At 61.0% G+C, this 21,027-nt stretch carries 18 protein-coding genes and 1 pseudogene; 8 read left to right on the forward strand and 11 right to left on the reverse strand.

Features of this window, described 5'->3' with window-relative positions; all coding sequences use genetic code 11:
- Window positions 1-106: 106 nt before the first annotated feature.
- A complete protein-coding gene (locus BRAGE_RS48075; protein WP_051377744.1) occupies window positions 107-2,515 on the forward strand; it encodes a family 16 glycoside hydrolase in 2,409 nt (802 codons plus the stop codon).
- Between the two features lie 148 nt (window positions 2,516-2,663).
- Here the strand turns inward: BRAGE_RS48075 and BRAGE_RS0109155 are convergent, their stop codons facing one another.
- Together BRAGE_RS0109155 and BRAGE_RS48080 are read right to left on the reverse strand one after the other, a co-directional pair.
- Entirely contained in the window at window positions 2,664-3,353 is a 690-nt protein-coding gene (locus tag BRAGE_RS0109155) for a glutathione S-transferase family protein (RefSeq protein ID WP_027559922.1), read from the reverse strand.
- Between the two features lie 23 nt (window positions 3,354-3,376).
- Window positions 3,377-3,625: a DUF1127 domain-containing protein gene (locus BRAGE_RS48080; protein ID WP_035729517.1), complete on the reverse strand. Its 249-nt coding sequence runs from the start codon at window positions 3,623-3,625 to the stop codon at window positions 3,377-3,379.
- A 118-nt stretch (window positions 3,626-3,743) separates the two neighbouring features.
- Here BRAGE_RS48080 and BRAGE_RS0109165 point away from each other — a divergent pair, with 118 nt between their 5' ends.
- The 3 genes from BRAGE_RS0109165 (at window position 3,744) to BRAGE_RS0109170 (ending at window position 6,013) form a co-directional block, all read left to right on the forward strand.
- Window positions 3,744-4,670 (forward strand): transcriptional regulator GcvA, encoded by a 927-nt coding sequence (locus BRAGE_RS0109165; RefSeq protein ID WP_027559921.1) that lies wholly within the window; start codon window positions 3,744-3,746, stop codon window positions 4,668-4,670.
- A 161-nt stretch (window positions 4,671-4,831) separates the two neighbouring features.
- On the forward strand, window positions 4,832-5,251 hold the full coding sequence (locus tag BRAGE_RS52545) for a hypothetical protein (RefSeq protein WP_181411737.1): 420 nt from the start codon (window positions 4,832-4,834) through the stop codon (window positions 5,249-5,251).
- Window positions 5,252-5,635: 384 nt separating this feature from the next.
- Window positions 5,636-6,013 (forward strand): PRC-barrel domain-containing protein, encoded by a 378-nt coding sequence (locus tag BRAGE_RS0109170; protein ID WP_027559920.1) that lies wholly within the window; start codon window positions 5,636-5,638, stop codon window positions 6,011-6,013.
- A 314-nt stretch (window positions 6,014-6,327) separates the two neighbouring features.
- Here BRAGE_RS0109170 and BRAGE_RS0109175 read toward each other — a convergent pair whose 3' ends face one another.
- The 4 genes and pseudogenes from BRAGE_RS0109175 to BRAGE_RS48085 all read right to left on the reverse strand — a co-directional run.
- Window positions 6,328-9,576 carry an efflux RND transporter permease subunit gene (locus BRAGE_RS0109175; RefSeq protein WP_027559919.1) on the reverse strand — a complete coding sequence of 1,083 codons (3,249 nt, stop codon included), beginning with the start codon at window positions 9,574-9,576 and terminating at the stop codon, window positions 6,328-6,330.
- A gap of 3 nt (window positions 9,577-9,579) precedes the next feature.
- Window positions 9,580-10,722 (reverse strand): efflux RND transporter periplasmic adaptor subunit, encoded by a 1,143-nt coding sequence (locus tag BRAGE_RS0109180; RefSeq protein WP_027559918.1) that lies wholly within the window; start codon window positions 10,720-10,722, stop codon window positions 9,580-9,582.
- A 9-nt stretch (window positions 10,723-10,731) separates the two neighbouring features.
- Window positions 10,732-11,013: a metal-sensing transcriptional repressor gene (locus BRAGE_RS0109185; protein ID WP_027559917.1), complete on the reverse strand. Its 282-nt coding sequence runs from the start codon at window positions 11,011-11,013 to the stop codon at window positions 10,732-10,734.
- An 88-nt stretch (window positions 11,014-11,101) separates the two neighbouring features.
- A pseudogene (locus BRAGE_RS48085) lies at window positions 11,102-11,507 on the reverse strand (urease accessory protein UreH domain-containing protein); the annotation flags it as partial.
- A 115-nt stretch (window positions 11,508-11,622) separates the two neighbouring features.
- On the opposite strand from BRAGE_RS48085, the gene BRAGE_RS57555 reads away from it, so the two are divergent.
- Window positions 11,623-11,751: a hypothetical protein gene (locus tag BRAGE_RS57555; protein ID WP_283808057.1), complete on the forward strand. Its 129-nt coding sequence runs from the start codon at window positions 11,623-11,625 to the stop codon at window positions 11,749-11,751.
- A 139-nt stretch (window positions 11,752-11,890) separates the two neighbouring features.
- Here BRAGE_RS57555 and BRAGE_RS0109200 read toward each other — a convergent pair whose 3' ends face one another.
- Entirely contained in the window at window positions 11,891-12,817 is a 927-nt protein-coding gene (locus tag BRAGE_RS0109200; RefSeq protein WP_027559915.1) for a LysR family transcriptional regulator, read from the reverse strand.
- Between the two features lie 113 nt (window positions 12,818-12,930).
- Between BRAGE_RS0109200 and BRAGE_RS0109205 the strand changes: the two genes are divergently transcribed.
- Window positions 12,931-13,941 (forward strand): zinc-dependent alcohol dehydrogenase family protein, encoded by a 1,011-nt coding sequence (locus BRAGE_RS0109205; RefSeq protein ID WP_027559914.1) that lies wholly within the window; start codon window positions 12,931-12,933, stop codon window positions 13,939-13,941.
- Window positions 13,942-14,047: 106 nt separating this feature from the next.
- Here BRAGE_RS0109205 and BRAGE_RS0109210 read toward each other — a convergent pair whose 3' ends face one another.
- Both BRAGE_RS0109210 and BRAGE_RS0109215 read right to left on the reverse strand, forming a co-directional pair.
- Window positions 14,048-15,019 (reverse strand): MBL fold metallo-hydrolase, encoded by a 972-nt coding sequence (locus BRAGE_RS0109210; protein WP_027559913.1) that lies wholly within the window; start codon window positions 15,017-15,019, stop codon window positions 14,048-14,050.
- Window positions 15,020-15,324: 305 nt separating this feature from the next.
- Window positions 15,325-16,218, reverse strand: coding sequence for an NAD-dependent epimerase/dehydratase family protein (locus BRAGE_RS0109215; RefSeq protein ID WP_027559912.1), 894 nt, complete (start codon window positions 16,216-16,218; stop codon window positions 15,325-15,327).
- 574 nt (window positions 16,219-16,792) lie between these two features.
- Here BRAGE_RS0109215 and BRAGE_RS57875 point away from each other — a divergent pair.
- Window positions 16,793-17,146 carry a helix-turn-helix transcriptional regulator gene (locus tag BRAGE_RS57875; RefSeq protein ID WP_433994938.1) on the forward strand — a complete coding sequence of 118 codons (354 nt, stop codon included), beginning with the start codon at window positions 16,793-16,795 and terminating at the stop codon, window positions 17,144-17,146.
- Between the two features lie 240 nt (window positions 17,147-17,386).
- Here the strand turns inward: BRAGE_RS57875 and BRAGE_RS0109225 are convergent, their stop codons facing one another.
- The gene (locus tag BRAGE_RS0109225) at window positions 17,387-18,415 is read right to left on the reverse strand and encodes a zinc-binding alcohol dehydrogenase family protein (protein ID WP_027559910.1); all 1,029 of its coding nucleotides are present in this window, start codon (window positions 18,413-18,415) and stop codon (window positions 17,387-17,389) included.
- Between the two features lie 105 nt (window positions 18,416-18,520).
- Between BRAGE_RS0109225 and BRAGE_RS52550 the strand changes: the two genes are divergently transcribed.
- On the forward strand, window positions 18,521-18,901 hold the full coding sequence (locus BRAGE_RS52550; RefSeq protein WP_084334426.1) for a winged helix-turn-helix transcriptional regulator: 381 nt from the start codon (window positions 18,521-18,523) through the stop codon (window positions 18,899-18,901).
- 1,168 nt (window positions 18,902-20,069) lie between these two features.
- On the opposite strand, the gene BRAGE_RS0109235 is transcribed toward BRAGE_RS52550, so the two are convergent.
- Window positions 20,070-20,963, reverse strand: a complete 894-nt coding sequence (locus tag BRAGE_RS0109235; RefSeq protein WP_027559908.1) for a nuclear transport factor 2 family protein — start codon at window positions 20,961-20,963, stop codon at window positions 20,070-20,072.
- Window positions 20,964-21,027: the final 64 nt, after the last annotated feature.

Below are 21,027 nucleotides of genomic sequence, written 5' to 3' on the forward strand. Positions count from 1 at the left end.
AAGCAAGCTTCGCATATTTTTGGCCCCGCACGCGCCCCAGGTCTTGGCCGCCGGTCCTGTGCGCACGTCTACGCTGCGGCAACAACGCCTCGAAGGGAGCTCTCCGATGCTGACCTTTCTGCGAAATGACCCCTCCACCCCAGTCGATATCCAGGACACCGAATTCACGCGTGATCTGCTCGGCAGGTACGTGTGCAGCACATATGACGAAGCTGTAAACAATGGCGGCCGGCCATTCGATGTCGTGGTCATCGGCGCCGGTATGTTCGGCGCGTACGCTGCCAGCAAAATCTATCGCGCCGGCGCCGACCAGAACCTACGGGTGCTGCTCCTGGACGCGGGCGGCTATCTTGCGCCGACGCACGTGCAGAACATGCCGCATGTCGGCTTGAATGCGCCGGATAGCGCATTGGTCACGCGCAATAACCAGGATCCAGGCGCGCGCAACGGCGTGTGGGGCATTCCTTGGCACAGCAACGAGCCGTTCACTGGACTGGCTTACTGCCCCGGTGGCCGCTCGCTCTTCTGGGGAGGTTGGTCGCCGCGGCTGATGCCGGCCGACCTCAGTGCGTGGCCGAAAGGCGCGCGTGATTTTCTGAACGCGAACTACCCGGATGTCGAGCGTGAGATCGGCGTACAGGACAAGGCAGATTACCTGTCCGGTCCCCTCAACACGGCGGTCAATGCCCAGTTGGGAGCCGTTGCTGCAGGTACGAACGTGATTTTGCCTGACGTGAGCTTGGATCTCGTCGAAGAAGCTCCGATCGCGGTGCAGGCGAACTCGCCGGGCCCGGGGCTGTTTTCGTTCGACAAGTTCAGCAGCGGACCCATGCTGCTCGAAAGCATCCGGGACGACATCGCCAAGTGCTGGACCCTGAATGACAATTCGCGGCGCCGCTTCTTCCTTGTTCCCAGGTGTCACGTCATACGCCTGCAGACCAGCGGAGGCAGGGTCAGCGGGATCGATCTGACCTATAATGGTCAATTCCGGTCACTTTCCGTTCCGAACAATCTCAGTACCGACTGTCAGGTGGTCCTGGCGGCGGGCACCATCGAGTCGACGCGGTTGGCCCTCGAGTCGTTTGCGATCACCCGCGGCCCGTTCAGCATGGGTGCCAATTTCATGGCCCATCTGCGCACCAATCTCACGGTGCGCGTCAAGCGCAGCGCCCTCGGACTCGGCGCGGCCACGACGCTCGAACAGGGCGGGGCGATTGTTCGTGGCGAGATCACAAACCCCGACGGAAGCAAGCGCCGCTATCATTTTCAGGTGCTCGCATCGGCGGAGAAGGGACAGAACCCGGAAGCGACGATGTGGACGATGGTGCCCGACATCGACCTCTTGCGGAACCTGCTTTCGAACGAGGACCCGGATTGGGTGGCAATCGTCTTCCGGGGACTCGGAGAAATGGACGGGGACAAGCGCAGCGGACCGGGCAGCACGACCAGCTTCGTGAACCTCACGAACGGAGCCGATCCGCTTCAGAACGATGGTCTGAGCGCGCGCGCTTGGGTCAATTTCACGCCCACGCCGAACGACTACGCCGCATGGAGAAAGCTCGCCGCAGCGGCTGTCGAGTTGGCTGGTCGCCTCAGCAAGAGCGCCGGCGACGTCCAGTATTTATACAACGGCGGCTGGCAGAGCGCTCCGCCAGCCGACCCGTTTGCCGTCACGAAGGATCAGTTGGGCAATACCCATCATGAAGCGGGCACGCTGTGGATGGGCGATGATCCGGCCATGTCGATTACGGACCCAACCGGACGCTTCCACCACATCTCGAACGCCTACGTTGCCGGTCCCGCCTTGTTCCCCACCGTCGGCTCTGCCAACCCGTCCTTAACGGGCCTGACGCTCGCGCGTGAGACCAGCGCTGCCGTCGTTGCCGCACTGACGCCGGCCCCGTCGGTGCAGTTCAAATCGCTCTACTCCGGGAGTTTGGCCGATTGGCAGATGTCGGGCGTCGGGAGCTTCCTCCAGGTGTTCGACATTCTCGAGTCCGTCGGCGGATCCGGGCTGCTGTGGTATACGCGCGAAAGCTTCTCCGATTTCGTGCTCGAGCTCGAATGGCAGAACGCGAGCCGCACCGACAACTCCGGTGTTTTCGTCCGCGTGCCGAACTTGAACAGCTCGAATCCGAACGATTGGATGGCGGCGATCGACCAGAGCTACGAAATCCAGATCGATCCTCGCGGGTACAATTCCGAGGCGCAGAAGGAGAACGATCCCTTACGGAGCACTGGCGCAATTTACAACATCAGCGCCCCGACCCGCACAGATGTTGCGAAGGGCCCGTGGCAGTGGAACACGTTGATGATCGAAGCCATCGGCAACCGCATCAAGGTGACCCTAAATGATGTGCTTGTGAACGACTACACGGACCCCAAGGCGCGGTCACTCCGCGGCCATATCGCTCTGCAAAACCATCATGATGGTTCGAAGGTGCAATTCCGCAATATTCGCATCAAGGAAGTGGTGCCGGGGGTGGCCGAACTGCCTCTCCCGAGGGTCGCGTAGCGTTCACCTCCGCGCCGTGTTGGTCGTGCTAAGGACGGCGGGACCAGCGCCGCCGTACTCGGAGCTTCCTAGCCGGCCTCCATAGCCGGCGAAGCCTCCGGTTGACGAACTGGCTTCTGTCGTTAGCGCCACGCGCCGGCCGAAATGGTCAGTATTTCGGCCGGTGCGAAGTGGCCCATTCGCGTGCGTGTTCGATCGGCAAGCGTTGCACGGACGCGCGTACCTTTTGCGTCGCCGGCAAATTGTCCATGCGCTCCCGCCATCGGCAGAAGCGGGGAAATTTCGGGTACATCGACCCCCCTTCGGCGGTGAGGCTGAAGGCAAACGTGCTCGGCAACAGGTAGAAATCCGCAATCGAGAGTTCGCCGCCGAGCAGGAAGTCCTTGCCATGCGCAAGCTGGCGCTCGGCGACCGAAAGGGCCGTCTCGACCTTTGGCAGCGCATGCGCGACCACTTTCTCGCCGGAGGCAATTCCGAGCTCCGGGAAAACCAGCCGCTCATGTGTCACGTGGTAGATCATGTAGGGGTAGTAATAGTTATTGACGGCGCTAATCCACTGGTTCATCCGCGCCCGCGCCTTGAGGTCTTTCGGCGTCAGCGACACGCCGCCAAAGGCCTCATCGAGATAGGTGGCGATCGCGCTCGTTTCATAAACGGTGAGATCGTCATGCTTCAGAATCGGGACGCGGTTGAAGGGGTGCAGCTCCAGGTGATCGGCCTTGCCCATGACGGGCTCGAGGTCGCGGAATTGGTAGGCCACGCCCTTGTGAGTCAGGATCAGGCGAACGATGTTGACAAACGTGCTGCGTGGAAAGCCGTAGACGATCGGCTCGGACATCTGTTTCTCCTTCTGATTTGGTCTCAGCGCCAGAACGGCTTGGAGGCCTCGCGCAGCGCCTGCTCTCGCGTCAGGCCGAGATCGCGAAGCAGGTGCGGGTCATCGGCAATCTCCCGCAGCGCCACCCGCTGGAACGGCCGGTCAAGTAAATTCCACCATCCCGGGCGGCAGTCGCCCGGCGACGTTCCTGAGTTGGATTGATGAAGTGGGATGGCTGGGTTGGCCGCCTGCACCGGCGGAATCGAGCAGAGGTCGGTCAGCAGCATGGACATGGGTGGCTCCATATGGCTTGAAATACTATGCTGGAGCTGTTCAATAGTGCTGCGGGATGCTTCCCCGCAAAGCATCGTTTCTCGTGCCTGCCCTAAGTTTTCTCATGAAGTCGGTGCGATGCGCCCACGCCTGCCGCCGCTCAACGCCCTGAAGGCCTTCGAAGCCGCTGCGCGCCACGAGAGCTTTACGCGCGCGGCCGAAGAGCTTTGCGTGACTCAAGGCGCGGTAAGCCATCAGGTGAAGGCGCTGGAGACGGAGCTTGCGCTTAAGCTGTTCAACCGCGAGCGGCAGCGGTTGATCATCACCGAGGCCGGGCGTGATTATCTTGCGATCGTGCGCGACGCGCTCGACCGCATCGCCATCGGCACCGAGCGTTTGTTGCAGCGGCAGAATGCTGGCGTGCTCACCGTCTCGACCTCACCAGACTTCGCCGCCAAATGGCTTGTGCACCGGCTCGGCCATTTTGCCGAGGCGCATTCTGGCATCGACCTGCGCGTCTCTGCCACGCTGCATCACGTCGACTTCGCGCGCGAGGAGGTTGACCTCGCGGTGCGCCACGGCGACGGCAACTGGCCGGGGCTGGACGCCGTCCGGCTGAGCCCAGAACACCTGTTTGCCGTGTGCAGCCCGAAGCTGCTGTCCGGCAAGCGACGGCTGAGCAAACCCGCCGACATTCTGAGATTTCCGCTGATCCACATGGATAGCCGTGCGGACTGGAATAACTGGCTGCAAGAGGCTGGGCTCGACGGGGTCGAGGCGACACATGGGCCGCTCCTCAATCGCGCGAGCATGGTGATCGACGCGGCAATCAACGGGCAGGGTATCGCATTGGCTCGCACCACGCTGGCAGCTTGGGACCTTATCCACGGCCACTTGGTGCGGCCTTTTCCGTTGGCACTGCCACTGTCGAAGACCTACTGGGTCATTTGCCCAAAGGCGACTGCAAATTTGCCGAAGATCGTGACCTTTCGTGATTGGCTGCTGGCGGAGGCATCGAACGACCTGCGTCAGCTCAAATCGCGCTTCGGAACTTCAAAGCGGTAATACGAAACTGTTTCTCTCCGCTCTTTGTATTGACGCTCGTTGAGATCTTAAGGTCTCGCGAATTCGGACCCCTCCTCAACGCTGGGAGCGCCCGCACACGACCGGAACAGAAGGCCGCACACTTTTGTTCAATTGTCGAGGTCCAGCAAAGGAGAAGGGTCATGATTACTAACAGGCTTATGATCGTGAGCGCGGTGCTCGCCCTCAGCACCAGTTCCGTTTATGCCGGTCCCTGCGACACGGCCAGCCGCGATGCAGGATCAGGGAATGTGCCGGGCTATACCGGACAAACCACTGGCTCTACAGCAATGGATTCCACGCAGCATCCGCCGACGTCTTCGATGAGCAAAGCCTCAGAACATACGGCGACGTCTTCAGACGACGCGCAGCGCCAGATGCAGAACCAGCCTACCGCTGCAGAACAATCAACAGCGACCAAGCCTGCACCCTCCGAGCAGCAACCGGATAGGACAGCAGGCACTGTCGAGCAGACTCGTCCGGCGCCTACCGAGCAACCAAAGAAGGCGACGGCCGGTGCGGCCCAGCCGGCACCATCTCAGAAAAAGCCGACGGACTGCTAGAAGCTCACCGAGCAGAATAACGCAGGTGTTGTCTCCATGTGTGCTGCCGTTTGACCTTTACCGGCCTGTCGCAACGCTTCGATTGCGCACGTAGGAGGTCCCGTAGGACGTTCCCTAAACGCGCTCTCAGCGGCAGGCCGCCTGCATGTCCGCTCAACACCTAATAGCGGCGGGAAAACGGACGTCTCCAGGTCGCTGAAGGGCCACAAGCAGCAGTCAGCTCATCAGTTGAGCGTGTTCCGGTTTCCCTCAGACAAAAGACATGGGAATGGCTCTCGTGGTGTTCAGCTCAGGCTAAGCGGACCTCCATGGGCGCTTAACGCAGGAACGTCCCCGTAGCTGCCGAGTTAAGCCGCCAAATCCACCTGTGAGGGAGACAAAGTCATGGCCCGCGCAACAGCCCACCCGGATCATCACTGCATCTCGAGCGAAGACATTCAGGGAACCGAAGTGTATGGAGCAGATGGAAAGAATATCGGTGAGATTGATCACCTCATCATCGACAAGGTGTCAGGCCGCGTAGCTTATGCCGTCATGAGCTTCGGCGGATTTGTTGGCTTGGGTCACAGCCACTACCCCATTCCCTGGGGCGCTCTGACGTATGATACGTCGCTCCAAGGCTTCCGAACCAATATCACAGAGCAACAGCTCAGAGACGCGCCAGAGTTCAGCGATGACTCTTGGCAGGATCGAGATTGGGAAACACGAACCCACCGGTATTATGGGACGCCCACTTACTGGGAAGGGCGAGCTGGCCTATAACGCCAACCGGCGCGCCGGAATTTTCCAATGGTGAGTGTCGGCTGAATTGATCGGCCAACCCTCATTGAATGCTGTGGGACCGATCTCCCGACCGATGCTCGCATTGTTCGCTGGGAGACCGTCCAACGAAGTTCTCGAAACCTGAACCCGGTCCTCGCCTGGCCCGCGATGTCCCTTTTTGGCCCGTCAGCGGCCTCCAGACATGTCCGCTCCGCCGCTTTGCCGAAATGGGAGCCCCGGCTGAACAAAGTGCTCGATCACCTGCGCCAGAACAGATGGCAGTTAGGCCACCGACGACGGAGAGCACTGTGCGGCTATTCCGCTGCGCGGTCACGGACGAAGGGCGGGACGGCATCTCGGAGACTAACCCGGAAGGCCGGCATGGCAAATCGGGCGTACAGCGCCGGCAATACGACGAGCGTCAGCAGCGTCGCGGTGAACAGCCCACCGATGACGACTGTGGCAAGCGGTTTCTGGACCTCCGCGCCGGTCCCGGTCGCCAGCGCCATCGGGGCGAAGCCGAGCGAGGCCACCAGGGCGGTCATCGCGACGGGGCGGAAGCGTGTCAACGCGCCCTCGGCAATGGCGTGGCGGGGATCGTGGCCCCCGGCGATCGACGAGCGAATCTGGGTCAGCATGACCAGGCCGTTCAGGACCGCGACTCCGGACAGTGCGATGAAACCGACCGCGGCGGAGATCGAGAACGGCATGCCACGGAGCCAGAGCGCCGCGATCCCGCCCGTCAGCGCCAGCGGCACTGCACTGAAGACAAGCGCGGCATCGCGGACCGAGCCGAGCGCGCCGAAGAGAAGCATGAAGATCAGCGCGAACACTCCCGGCACGACGAGGGCCAGACGCTGGCGCGCGACCGCGAAGTTCTCGAACTGGCCACCCCAGGCAAGATAGCTGCCGGACGGAAGCTTCACCTGCTCTGACACCTTTGTTTGCGCCTCCGCGACCAGCGAGCCGATGTCGCGCCCCCGGACTTCGGCCGTGGCCACTACGCGGCGCTTGCCGTTCTCCCGGCTGATTTGGTTGTAGCCAGTGGTCTGCTCGAAAGAGGCGATGGTCCGCAGGGGGATCGTCGCGGCGGGAGTGTTCGGATTCCCGTGGGGGAGGGGCACCGGTAGTTCCTCTAGCGCGGGGATATCGTCCCGCAGCGCGTCCGGGAGCCGGACCACGATCTTGAACCGGCGATCGCCTTCGAACACCAGACCGGCGTCGGTGCCTCCGATTGCGGTGGCGATGAGGTCCTGCACCGCGACAAGGCTAAGGCCGCGCCGCGCGATCTCGCCTTTGTCGATTTTGATCTCGAGGAAGGGCAGGCCTGAGGTCTCTTCGGTCTTCACGCTCTCGGCCCCCTCGATCTTTCGGATGACGTCGGCGATCTGGCCGGCGGTTTTTTGCATCTGCCCGAAGTCATCGCCGAACACCTTCACCGCCAGATCCTCCCGGACGCCCGCGATGAGTTCGTTGAAACGCATTTCAATCGGCTGCGAGAAGCCGACCTTGTTGCCGGGGAGCTTGGCGGTCACGGCCTCGATCTTCTTGATCAGGTCCTCTTTGGTTGCCGAGGGGTCTGGCCATTCCTCCTGAGGCTTGACTATGATGTAAGTGTCGGACGAGGACGGCGGCATCGGGTCGGCAGCCAAGTCGGGAGTGCCGGTGCGGGAGAACACGAACGAGACCTCGTCGAGCGTGCTGATCTGCTTTTCGATGAGAAGCTGCATCCGCTGCGACTGCGCGAGCGCCGTCGATGGCACCCGCTTCACCTCCATGACGATGTTCTTCTCGTCGAGGGTCGGCGTGAACTCCTGCCCTAAACGGCTAAACAGCAGAGTGGCCCCCAAAAAGAGCGGGGCGGCGGCCGCGATGACGGGAAGAGGCCGGGCAATGGAAGTCCGGAGGATGGGCGCGTACCACCGCTTGAGCGTCCGGACGAGTATGTTCTCGTCTTCGGTGACCCGGCCGCGGATCGTTATGGCGACCGCCGCGGGAACGAAAGTCAGAGAAAGGACGAATGCGACAGCGAGGGCGATCATCACCGTGAGCGCCATCGGCTCGAACGTCTTGCCCTCGACGCCGGTGAAAGCGAGGAGCGGCGTATAGACGAGGATGATGATGACTTGGCCGAATACGGAAGGTCGGATCATCTCGGCGGTCGACGCGGTCACGGTGTCCAGACGTTCCTGCTGCGACAGCACACGGCCGAGTTCGCGCTGGCGCTCGGCCAGGTGACGCAAGCTGTTCTCCGCTATGATAACGGCGCCATCGACGATCAGGCCGAAGTCGAGGGCGCCGAGGCTCATGAGGTTGGCGCTGATCTTTCCCTGCAGCATCCCGCTCGCCGTGACCAACATCGTGATCGGGATGACGAGGGCGGTGACTAACGCTGCCCTGAAGTTTCCGAGCAGGACGAACAGCACCACGATGACCAGCAGCGCGCCTTCCGCGAGGTTCTTGGCGACCGTGTGGATCGTCGCGTCGACGAGCTGGGTGCGATTGAGGACCGTGTGTGCGTAGATTCCCGGCGGTAGCGTCTTGCTGATCTCCTTGATCTTGGCATCGGCGGCCGCCGCCACCGTCCGGCTGTTGCCGCCGATCAGCATCAGCGCCGTGCCGAGCACCACCTCGCGCCCGTCGACGCTGGCACTGCCGGTCCGGAGCTCCTTGCCGATGACGACCTCGGCGATGTCCTTGACGCGGACCGGCACGGCGCCACGGGTCGCGACGACGATATTCTCGATGTCGGCCAGGTTCTCGACGCGGCCGGCGGCGCGAACCACGTAACCCTCGCCGTTCTGCTCGATGTAGTTGGCGCCGCGGCTGGCGTTGTTGGCCTCGATCGCTTCGATCACCTGCTTGAAGGACAGGCCGTAGCCAACGAGCTTCGCCGGGTCCGGCTGCACCTGGAACTGCTTGACGAAGCCGCCGATCGCGTCTGCGCCAGCGACACCCGCAACGGTCTTCATCTGGGGGCGGACGATCCAGTCCTGCACGGTCCGTAGGTATACGGTGCGCTGGAAATCGTCGGCCAGGCGTTCGCCTTCTGGCGTGATGTACGTTCCGTCGCTCTGCCAGCCGGGCTGACCGTCGCGCAAGGGCGCCGAGGCGCCCGGCTTTTCGTACTCGACAGCCCACCAGTAGATCTCGCCGAGACCGGTCGAGACCGGCCCCATTCGGACGTCGACGCCCGGTGGCAGGCTCGTCTTGGCGTCGCTCAGCCGTTCGGAGACCAGTTGCCGCGCGAAGTAGATGTTGGTCCGGTCGGCGAACACGGCAGTGATTTGCGCGAAGCCATTACGCGAAAACGAGCGGGTCGATTCCAGCCCTGGGATACCCGCGAGCGCGGTCTCCAGAGTGACCGTGACCTGCTTCTCGATTTCGGTGGGAGTCAGCGCCGGCGCGACCGCGTTGACCTGCACCTGGACGTTCGTCACGTCGGGGACGGCGTCAATGGGCAGGTTTCGGAGCGACCAGAATCCGGTCGCGGCGGCGGCAACGGTCACCAGCAGCACCAGCCACCGGCGTCGAACGGAGAAGGCGACGATCTGCTCGATCATCGGTCAGTCCTCATCGCCGGGCTTGGCGACTTCGGCCTTCAGGGAAAAAGTGTTCGAGATAGCGATCGTTTCGCCCGCGGCGAGTCCTGCGAGGATCTCGACCGTCGGGCCGTCGCGCCGGCCCAGCTTCACGTCGCGCGCCTCGAACCCATCCTTCGTCCGGACGAACACAGCCTTGCGGCCATCGACGGTCTGGATCGCCGCGAAAGGCACTGTGACCGGCGCATCGCGCTTCTCGACGGCGATGGCGGCCGTCACGAAAGAGCCGGGGCGCCAGCGGCCGTCCGGGTTGTCCAGCGAAGCTACGACGCGAGCGGAACGCGTGTCCTTGTCCAGGAGAGGGCTGATGAACACGATCTTGCCTGTGCCGGTTTCTCCGGGGCCGCGGAGCGTGACGTCCACGGATTGCCCTTCTTTGACGAAGGACAGGTCGCCAGAAGATACCGAAAGCTCGACCCAGACGCGGCTCAGATCGACAATGACGAAGAGCTCCGTTTCGAGGTTGTCGCGGCCGACGGCGGTCCCGAGTTCGACCTTCCGTTCGGCGATGCGTCCGGAGATGGGAGCCCGTACGTTCTGGCTCCGCAGCGTGCCGTCGGGAGCTTGGGGCAGGCCCGCTATCTCCTCGTTCGTGACGCCGAGCGCCATGAGCTTCTGGCGCGCGATGCCGAAGCGCATCTCGGTCTGGGCCGCCGCGTTCCGTGACTTGATGTACTGCTGCTCCGGAACGGCGCGGCCCTCCCAAAGCGACTTGTCCCGAGCGGTGAGGTCCTGCTGCAGCTCGTTGTTGAGCTTCGCGGCGAGATACTCGCTTTTGGCGTCAGCGACCTCGCGGCTTTCGAGCACGGCTAGGATCTCGTCCTTGGCGACGTCATCACCGATGTTCTTTCGAAGCTCGGCGACCGAGCCGGCGAGCTTCACCGAGACATGCGCGACCCGGCCGGAGTCTGGCACGATCGTACCGGGCACCGACACCCGCCGCGCGATCGAGGCCGCACCAGCTTGCGTCAAATCAATGCCGGCGAGCTTGATCTGGCCATCATCCATAGCGATGACCGCCGGCTTCTGCGCGGCAGCGTGCCCGCCAGCGAGGGCGGTGCCAGCAGCGAAGAACGCACTCAGGACTACCATGCGCGCCGGTGTCATCGTGAGCTCCTAGAGATACCGCGAGATCGCCTTGAATTCGGCGAGCACGTTCCGCGCCGACTTGCCGGGTCCGCCGTTGGCGGCGCCGTCCAGGCAGTTGTCGACGTGGTCGTGGATGAGGGTCTTCTTCGCCTCGGAGATCGCCTTCTCGACCGCATGAAGTTGCTGCGCCAGATCGAGGCAAGGGCGCCCCTCGGCGAACATCGCGATGACCCTCTGCAGATGGCCATCGGCGCGCTTCAGGCGCTTGACGATATCCGGGTGGCTTTCGTGAACGTGCTGCTTGCTCATGATACCATATCCTATCCCCAGGGAGGGGATATGTCAGGCGACCGGTTCCAGCAACCGCCTACGTGGCGACGGATGGACGCGGGGCCGATCAGATCATCAGTTCTTGCCACCCGGACCAGCCCGTGTAGAGGCCGACGAGCACGATCAGGGCGGCGGAGACGTAGGGCGCGATGGGCGAACCGGCTGAAGCCGCTCCAGTGCCGCTCGACGTGGCGGAGGCTGAGGGCGGCGGCAACACCGGCTGAGACCATGGTGATCGCGAGACCGATGCCGAAGCACAGCACCAGTAGGAAGCCGAGGCTGAACTGCTTCAACTGGATGCAGAGCAGGAGCACGGTGATGGCCGCCGGGCACGGGATCAGGCCGCCGGTCAGACCGAACAGGATGATCTGGGGCATAGTCGCGTTGCGCCCGGCGAAGCGCTTGCGGATGTCGGCCGCATGGGCTCGCGCATGCGCGTCGTCCTCTTCGCCGAGGATGTGGTCGTGATCGTGAATCTGGGTCAGTTTTGCGAAGTTCGTCAACAGCCGCCTCGGTTGGTTCTGCGGTGCTCCTGGTATCAACACGTATCACACCTGGTTCCTGACCGAAGCCAACGGCAAGTGCCACGTGATCAATGAAGAAGCGGTCAAGGGATCTGGCGCCATCGACGTGCGCAAGTCCGATCCCGACGCGATGCACAAGGTGCATGACGTCTGGAATGCCTCTCTGAAGCAGGTCTCTGAACGGAAACTGTGAAGCAAGGTAAACCGCAAGATGCTCGGCATTTGCGTCAGTCGGCCGCTTACCACCGGAAGCAGCGCGAGCGGAACTTGCTTTGGGCTCTCACAGAACTAGCGCCCGAATGCATCACGCGACGGGCACGGCGCCACTTACGCTAGATCGCTGCATCATACGGACCGCGCAGCCGGTCCGGCATGAGATCCGCCAATTCCTCGATTGCGGCCCGCACCTTTGAGAGAACATGAGGGGTCTGCGGCCGCACCGCGAAGACGTCGTTACCGACCGCTCGATACGTCGTAAGGATCGGCGCCAATCTCCCGTCCTTCACATGGTTGCTGACCAGCCAGCTCGGGAGGCAGGCTATTCCGGCACCTGCGGCCGCTGCGTCGGCGATCGCGTCCAGATCATCGAGGCGAATACGTGCTGCCACGATCAGTTCGGTCGTGCCGCCCTCGCTGGTCTCGAAGCGCCACGGCTCGATCCGTCCGCCGCGACGCGAGAACGGTAGGCAATCATGCTGCGAGAGCTCGTCAGGATTTTCCGGGCGCCCATGGGCCGAAAGATATTCGGGAGCAGCGCAGACAACCATGTCAAAGGTGCCGAGAGTGCGACTGATCAGGCCGGCGCGGTCAGGAAGGGGACCGATCCGGACGGCTAGATCTACGCGCTCGTCGACGAGATCGATGAGGTGGTCCGAAAAGCGCAAATCCAGATCCAGCCCAGGATGACGCCGCGCTAGTGCTACGAGTATCTGGGCCACACATTGCCTACCCAGCAGAACTGGCGCGCTTACCCGCAGCGTCCCTGAGGGCGTTTTCTCATCCGAGTCCAGAATTGCTTCCGCCGCCTTCAGGTCCGCGATAATAACTAAACAGCGCTCATAGAATTCATGTCCGCGATCGGTGAGGTTTTGGCCGCGTGTTGTACGGTGGAAGAGCCGAGTGTTGAGGCGTTCCTCCAAGCGGGAGATGGCCTTCCCGACAGCCGAACGCGTCAAGCCGAGTTGATCTGCTGCTTTGGCGAAGCTGCCTGCGCCGGCGGCCTGCACGAAAACAGAAATCCCACTCAACCGATCAACCAACGGCTTCATTCCTTGTAGAAGTTTTGGCTACACTAAACGGACAAAATGCCGTTCGCGGAGAAGGCTACGCTTCAATATTGTCCTTCCGTGGCGAAGATCAAGGAGCCGCGGCAATGAAGGTGTGGCAGGTAACGGGGCCAGGACGCGAGGCACTGAAGCTTGTGACCATCCCAAAACCGCAAGCCGGCGTTGGGGAGGTCGGTATCCGAGTGAAGGCAGTCTCGCTGAACTATCGCGACCGGCTGATGATCGAAAACAACGGCTATGCCGGCTATGGGTTGCCCTTTACGCCCTGTTCGGATCTGGTCGGCGAGGTCGAGACGATCGGCGAAGGGGTGGCGCGTTTTGCTATTGGCGATCGCGTTATCAACAACTTCACCGGCGGTTGGACGGATGGCCCTCCGCCGCGCGTCAAAGGGGTGATTGCAAGCTTCGGCGGACCGCTTCCCGGGACCCTGACGGAATACATTTCCCTACCCGAGGATTGGCTTGTGAAGGCACCGGCTACCTTGACTGATGCCCAGGCCAGCACGTTGCCCTGTACGGGTTTGACGGCATGGACCAGCCTAGTCGAGCTTGGCCGACTTGCGCCGGGACAGACCGTCGTGGTCCAAGGGACGGGCGGGTTTTCGCTATTCGCGCTGCAATTGGCAAGGAGCGTGGGCGCGGAGGTGATCGTCACGACGACGAGCACCGAGAAGGCCGATCGCGCGAGGGCGCTTGGGGCTAAGCACGTGATCAATCGGGCGGAGGACCCCGATTGGGCGGCGCGGGTCGTCGAGGTCACCGGAGGTCGAGGCGCCGATCACATCTTAGAAGTCGCAGGTGGCGCCAATCTGGGCAATTCAGTGAGGGCGCTGGCGCCTAGCGGTCGCATCTCGCTCATAGGCGTCATCGACAGTTTCGACGCGAGCTTTCCGTCGGTCCCCGCGATCCATGGGTTTGCAACTGTTCAGGCTGTATTTGTCGGGCATCGCAGGGGCCTTGAGAACCTGGTCCGCGCCATCGGACCCAACGGCCTGATCCCGGTGATCGATTCAGAGTTCGAATTTGCGGCGTTCCCTGATGCTCTTGCACGATTGGAACAAGGTCCCTTTGGGAAAGTCGTGGTGCGTGTGACCTGACCGCCAAATTGGATTCGGCTGAGTGGCGCCGCCGCACCATATGCGGCGGCGCTTCCCGCCATTCGTCGAGATGGGGTGTGCGCTATTCGCGACTATCATCGGCGCGTCACAGCGCCGGCCATGGCATCTGAACGTAGCCGTAGGCGCTACCTTCTCGCGTGACGTGACCGATGCCGGGGAAGGGCAAGTGCATGCCGGCCACGATCAGGCTATCGGTCGACACCATATCGAGCAGCCTCTTGCGGGTGACGACCGCCGCTTCCTGGTCCACATCGAAAGCGATGGCCCATTCCGGATGGGCGAATTGCAACGCGGACGCGTGAATTACGTCGGTTAAGAGCAGCATGTTGGCGTCGCCAGAGCCGATCCGCAGCGCGAGATGGCCCGGTGTGTGCCCGGGCGCTGGTAGCGAAGTGATCCCGGGCACAATCTCGACCTCTCCGACAATCTTCCGCACTCTGCCGCGGTACGGCGCAAGCGATTTTCGCGCCATATCGAAGAACGGCTTCATCTGGCTGGGTGCATTGGACATGATGCCTTCATCATTCCAGAAGGCGAATTCGGGCGCTGCAACTACGATTTCCGCTCCGGGGAAAGCGGCCTTACCTTCGACGCCGACTAAGCCGCTGGCATGATCAGGATGGAGATGGGTAAGGATGACCGTATCGATCTCCTTCGGCTTAACGCCAGCGGCGGCGAGCGCTTTTGGTATATGGCCGAGCGTTGGGCCCATCGCGGATGCCGAGCCTGTGTCGATCAGCACCCGCCGGTCGCCTTTGGTCACAAGGTAAGCATTGACCGAGGTTGGGATTGCTTTCGGCAAGAATGCCTTTGCCAGGAGCGATTCGGCCGCAGCCGGATCGGCGGCTGGAAAGAGTTCGAGGCCGAGATTGAGATACCCGTCGCTCAGCGCCGTGATTTTCAGGTCTCCAAGATTGAATCGATGGACGGCGGGGAGTGTCGGCGGTGAGGGTGCGTCAATTGCTGCCGCCTGCGCCTCGAATTGGGGAACCCCTGTGAGGAGCAGGGCGCCGGCGCCGAGCGTGGCGCGGCCGAAGTTTCGACGGTCGAGTGTCATGATCCTATCTCCTGGATGGCAGCTGAGAATGGTCGCCAGAGCGGGGTATCTCTGCAGCGAGAATGATGCTGTCATTCTCGACCGCACCGAGCCTGCCGAAAGCTTTCGACGAAAGTTGAGCGGTTCGATGTGACTCACGACGAACTCCTTGCGTCCGTCAATAGTTCGTCCGATCTGAGTTGGGAACGAAGATGCAGTTCACAACTGCGAGATGCAGCAACGTTCGAGCACGCAGGATCTCGATCATTGGAGCACGGATCGGTTAATTCGGATCGTGGTTTGCGGCGTCGATCGGTTGATGCGATTCATGCTGGATGACTGGGCAAGGTCGCCTGGATCATGTCTTCGAGACTGCTGGCCCGTACTCCAAGCAGTTGCTCGGTCTCCGTAGCGTCCACAAGTAGTGGCTTCTCAAAGAGATACGACATCTCGACGGCTTCGTGAAAGCCCATGCTCTCTAGATCGGCAGAGGAGAGCTGCCGGATGTCGGGCGCATCGATGCCAAGGGCGGCTGCGAACTTTCCGACAAGCTGCCGGATCGAAGCGTTTTGACTCGGAACGTGAAAGGACCGATCCCAATCGCCGCTATGACGGGCGGCCGCCACGAGCGTCCTTGCCACGTCCTTGGTGAACGACCAGGCGTGAACTGCGTCCAAGTCGCCCAGAAAGGATACGGGCTCGCGTTTGAGCAGTGCGGGTAGTGCGAGCAACGAGAAGTAGGTGACCGCCCCTTGACCCAGATAATCGCTGGCTCGGACCTCGAGAGCGGGAACACTCGATCCCAGAGCGCGCTGCCACATGATGCATCTCACCGTACCTTTTCTTGAAGTCGGATCTAGCGCGAGTCCCGGAGTGAGTGGGCTCGGCGCGTTTGCGCCGTAACCATAAACATTGCCAAGGACGACGATCTTGGCGCCGATCGCCTCGGCAGCTTTGACGGTGCTGTCCATAATCGGAAAGAAGTCAGTGGGCCACCTGTGATAAGCCGGCATGGCGCACATGAAGATCATTTCCGCGCCTTTGCTGATTGCCGTCAGCCGGGCGGCATCGCGGGCGTCGGCTGAAATTGTGCGCACTTTTCCTGCGTCGATCGAACCGGCATTCCTGCTGGTCATAACCACATCGTGTCCTTGCTCAGCCAGGAGGCGAGCCGTCTCCTGTCCGACTGGACCGGCTCCCACGACGACATAAGTGCTCATCTTGGACCTCATCTGTTTTCGACGAAACAGAACCGTTTCTGGATTTGACGCCGTTGAAATTCGAGCACGATCCGCCAAATATTGAGCACGTTCAGCCAGGATTGGACAATTGCCAATGCTCCAAAAGATCGAGTCTGCAGGCTGGCCGATGGCGGCGGGCCTGGCAGCTTCGCGCCGTCAGTCGGGCGTCAGCGTATTGCATCCCATCGACGCCCACCGAATCGTCGTGCATCTAAGTCCATCGACTCGGACCTTTTGTCGGGAGACTGGCTACGCTGCTCTGCGTGGAATTGGTCACATTGATCTTATTCCCTCGGGGGCCACTGGAGGGTTTGACGCGGAGACGCCGTATGAATCCCTGGAGGTCCTTCTTTCGCCCGCTGTCCTGGACCGCGCCGCTGCTGAGACAGGACATCGTGGAGGTGCCTTCAAGTTCGAAATGCGCCATATGTTGCGCAACGAGAGAATAGTGCACTTGGCTCAAGCAGTTGAGACCGAACTGCTATCCGATAGCCCTGGTGAAATCTTATACGCGGACAGCATCGGTACTGCCCTCGCAATTCAATTGATGGGGATGACCACTCTTGAGCCTGCGCAGGCTGGTCGTCTTTCTGCTCTGCAACTCAAGAGAGTTACGACCTACATTGACGGGCATCTGGATCACCCTCTCACACTTGAGGTTCTGAGTCGCGAAGCAGGGGTCAGTAGCTCTCATCTGCGGGCCTGGTTCAAAGCGGCGACCGGCCTTACCGTACATCGCTACGTGTTGCGACGGAGGGTCGAGCGGGCGCGTTTTCTCCTCTTGCACCACAATCTACGGCCGAGCGAGGTTGCATTGGAGGTTGGTTTTGCTCACCAATCGCACCTTTCGCGATGGATGCGCAGAGAACTCGGATGTACACCCAGTAGCTTCCGGAAGAGGGCCTAATCAATCAGGGTTAGTCTCCTGCGTTTTGCCGTGGAGCCGAGCGTCCTGGCACCAAAGTCGTTGTGACAAGAGAACTAGCTCATTGATCTGCTGCCCTGCGTTCGGTCTTCGAGCTTGAGTAAGAAGGTCGCTGTCAAGCAAATGCGAGAGCGTGGACGCGTTCGAGTAGAAATGCACGCAAAGCCCGAGCGCAAAACGCGAGCGTTTGGCGCTCGGGAGGTGTTGGGCTTCGTGAAGAATCTAGAGCTTCTCGGTCCGCAGTTCGGTCAGAACGACCTTGCCTATCATGCGGCCGGACTCAACCAACCTATGCGCCTCAACGAGGCTGCTAGGCGTTTGCAAACCGAGGTTTTTGGTCATCGTGGAGCGAAGGACGCCATCGTCCACGAGCGCCGAGATCTCCTCGAGGATCCTATGGTGAGAGACGATGTGGGGGCCGCCGAAGAATGGGCCGGTAACGACATTCTCCCAGTGCAGGGACGCACTTTTGAGCCGCAATGGCGTCGCGTCAAGAACGTCATGATCGGTGATGACGCCGACCTTGCCGCGTGGTGATATGATGGCGGCGATCTCGGTCCAGTGCAGGTCAGTCTGATTTAGCGCGGCGACATGAGCAATGGTCGGGTTGCCAAGAGCGGCAAGTTCATCAACGATCGACCGGGAATGATCGATCACATGATGTGCGCCGAGAGATCGGCACCAATCTCGGGATTCAGGTCGAGAAGCGCTGGCGATGACATTCAGGGCGGTCAGCCGTCGTGCCAACTGAATCAGCATCGAACCGACGCCGCCTGCTCCTCCGAGGATCAATATCGAACCACGGTCGCAGTGTTTGCCCGGTGCCACGCGAAGCGCGTCAAACAGCAACTCCCAAGCCGTCACCGAGGTCAGGGGCATCGCAGCTGCCTCGGCGAAGGAGAGCTTGACCGGCTTATGCCCTACTAGGCGCTCATCGACAGTGTGAAGCTCCGCATTCGCCCCGGGCCTGGCGAAATCGCCCGAATAGAAGACTTCGTCACCGGGCCGAAAGAGTTTCACGCCGGATCCGACATCCACAACGACGCCGGCGGCGTCCCAACCCAGTGTATCCGCCTTCTCGCCCAAGAATACTCGGCCGGCTCGGACCTTAGTATCGACGGGATTGACGGAAACCGCTCGCACCGAGACGAGGAGATCGAGAGCCCCCGGTCGGGGAGCATTTTCGGTGACGAGCCTGAAGCATTCAATATCCAATGGGACATGGCCACGCCGAAATTTAATTGCTTGCATCGAGAGTCCTTTTGAGGTGCTGGAATATCGAGCAAATGGCCATAACTGTACGCGTGCGAAATACGGCCATTTGGCGTACTAGCTTCCCAAAAGGGAACTATCGAGATGAAGCGCAAACATTATAGTGACGTTCCAGGCTGCCCCGTGGAGATTACGCTCGATCTGCTTGACGGTCGTTGGAAGGGAGTGGTTCTCTTTCACCTGCTGGACGCGCGTTGCCTGCGCTTCAATGAGCTGCATCGGCGCGTGAATGGTGTGACCCAGCGACTGCTTACGAAGCAATTGCGCGAATTGGAGGAGGCAGGACTGGTCATCAGGACGGTTTATGCCGAGGTGCCGCCGCGCGTGGAATACAGACTTAGCGAAGAAGGCGAAAGCCTTCGGCCAATAGTCGCAATGCTTTCGCAATGGGGTAGGCGGCGATTTGAGCGACAGCGGGCTATGCAGGTCCCAAGTGACCCGCGTCGCGCGTCTTCGGCAGAATGACAGCCGCGCGCGTGAAGTGAGAGTTCGTGGCGAAAGTCCTGGGCGATCGAAGTGGAAGGCCGCGCTGCCGGGCCCGGAAATGCCAGAGGCGTAGAGCTTACAGTCGTGTACCTCATGTCATAAGCTTGGGAAATGCAGCCTCCAATTCATTGACGGCAGGTGGTCCTAGAGCGGCAGGTAAGGCGTTGTTAGCCATTACGAGCGCGAACTTCTAAGCCTGAAGTTCACCAAGGTTCCCAACCTAAGGCTCTGGAGCTCGTTGAGGGATCTCTTCGACACGCCGTAGGCGCTGTCACTTGCGAGATTCGGGCCCTCGTCGAAACGCCATGCGAGCCTTCCGTCCTCGAAGTTAGTCCGCCGTGATCAATCACCCCACTTCAAGGTGCGTACTCGTGTTGAAGCACAGTTTTTCCTATCGTACGGCCGAGGTGACCGACATCGGCCCGCGATGCGCTTCCACGCTGTCCTTTTCGGCTCCTTGGCCGAGGCGTGCGAAATCAGCCGCTGGTCGAATACGTGCTGACATTCGTCGTCGGCTGGCGTTGAGCAACTCGTCACTCCTCGATGGAAAGCACCAGCTTTCCCTTCCCTCCCGGCTCTCCAGCAGCTCATGAGCGCGGGGGGCCTGAGAAAGCGGAAAAAGCTGATCGATATGCGGCTCTGCGCAATGTTGTACACCGGATCGACGAGCTCGAGCTCGCAGCCGAAGCGGTAAGTCGTGGTCTTGGCTTCGGCTTTCTTCCGCTCGAAATCGCGGGACGATCGGGCAGGTCATAAAGGTTGGGCGGCTGAAGCCGGTGTCGCGCACTCTCTATGCCCTATATCCATCGCGACGATTGCTCCCGACGCATCTGCGCAATCTGATCGAGTACATTAGAACCGCGCACGAACAGACCCCCGGCGTCGGCCGACTAACGCAGGTACAGGGCCTCGCGAAGTCTTCAAAGGTCGGCACAAAATTGGGTTGACCATTCCCTGGGCTGCGACACCGCCGGTCCACCCAATTGCATTGAATGATAGCGGCCAGAACCGAATTATGCGCGGTCAATGAGTTCAGGAGGCCCATCAACCTTCGTCAAACACTTGGCGTAAGCCGCATAAAAAAGGACCCAAGCGCATGGGGGCTTGGGTCCAGGTGTCGGATCGCTGAGAGGAGCGCGTCCGCGTATTACTGGGAAGCGATGAAGAAAGGTTCGCGGTGCCGCGCTTCGCCCGGCTTGAGCCGCAAGATCGTCTTGAGCGTGTCGTAATAGGCCTGCCCGAAATGAACACCACGGTCATCAAAGTGGAACACGTCAACGACGCGTACCGTAAACGGCAACTCGCCCTGCAGACCTGCGCCGATCCATTCGGCATAGACTAAGTCGCGATCGCCAGCCCAGTCCAGAAGCGCCATATGGACGTGTGGAACGCGCCGCATGAGCCAAGCATAGTAGCCAGGGATTTCTGCCTTAACGATCGGGCGAGGCATCCCCGGATTGAGGATCGTGCCCGCCGGCGTGTAGAAGTTGGTGAAACCCATCGGACTGGGATTGCGCCATACGGCTTGGTAGGCGTCCACAAACTTACTGGGCTCCCAGCGGCCAGGCGGGTCAGCCTCTGTATCTACAACGCTTTGATCCCACTCTTCCGCGTAACCGGGAAAAGGTGGCGCATCTTGGAGGAACGGCCGAAGCATAACCGCGTGGTCCGAGTAAATTCTGAAGCGCGACGCATTGAGTCCCGTGAGGGAAACAGCGTAACACGCGCTCCAAGACAACTTCTCGCCGCTGTGCGTGCCGGAATTCTCGGTCTCCACGAATATTGAATTCCCGCGAGTGCGGTGCCTGATGGGCTTGATTTGGAGATCCGGGATCGCAGAAAGCAACTTCCTGATCGACTCGTCGACCTTGCTGCCCGAATAGGACAAAGTGAGGCCACTATCGACCATAACGACGTCTGAATTGAGCAAACCCATAAAGCCGTCGACGCTTGGTGATTGACCAAAGTCCTTAAATCTTTCGAACCATCGCGCCGCGGTGGCGCGCTCGAATTCGGTTTTCGTTGCTAGTGCAGTTGCCATTGCGCCTCCGGGAAGCACTTGATCTTAACGATACAGAACGGTAGCGTTAAGAATCGGAAGAGTC

The organism is Bradyrhizobium genosp. SA-4 str. CB756 (genome assembly GCF_000473125.1).
GTDB lineage: Bacteria > Pseudomonadota > Alphaproteobacteria > Rhizobiales > Xanthobacteraceae > Bradyrhizobium > Bradyrhizobium arachidis.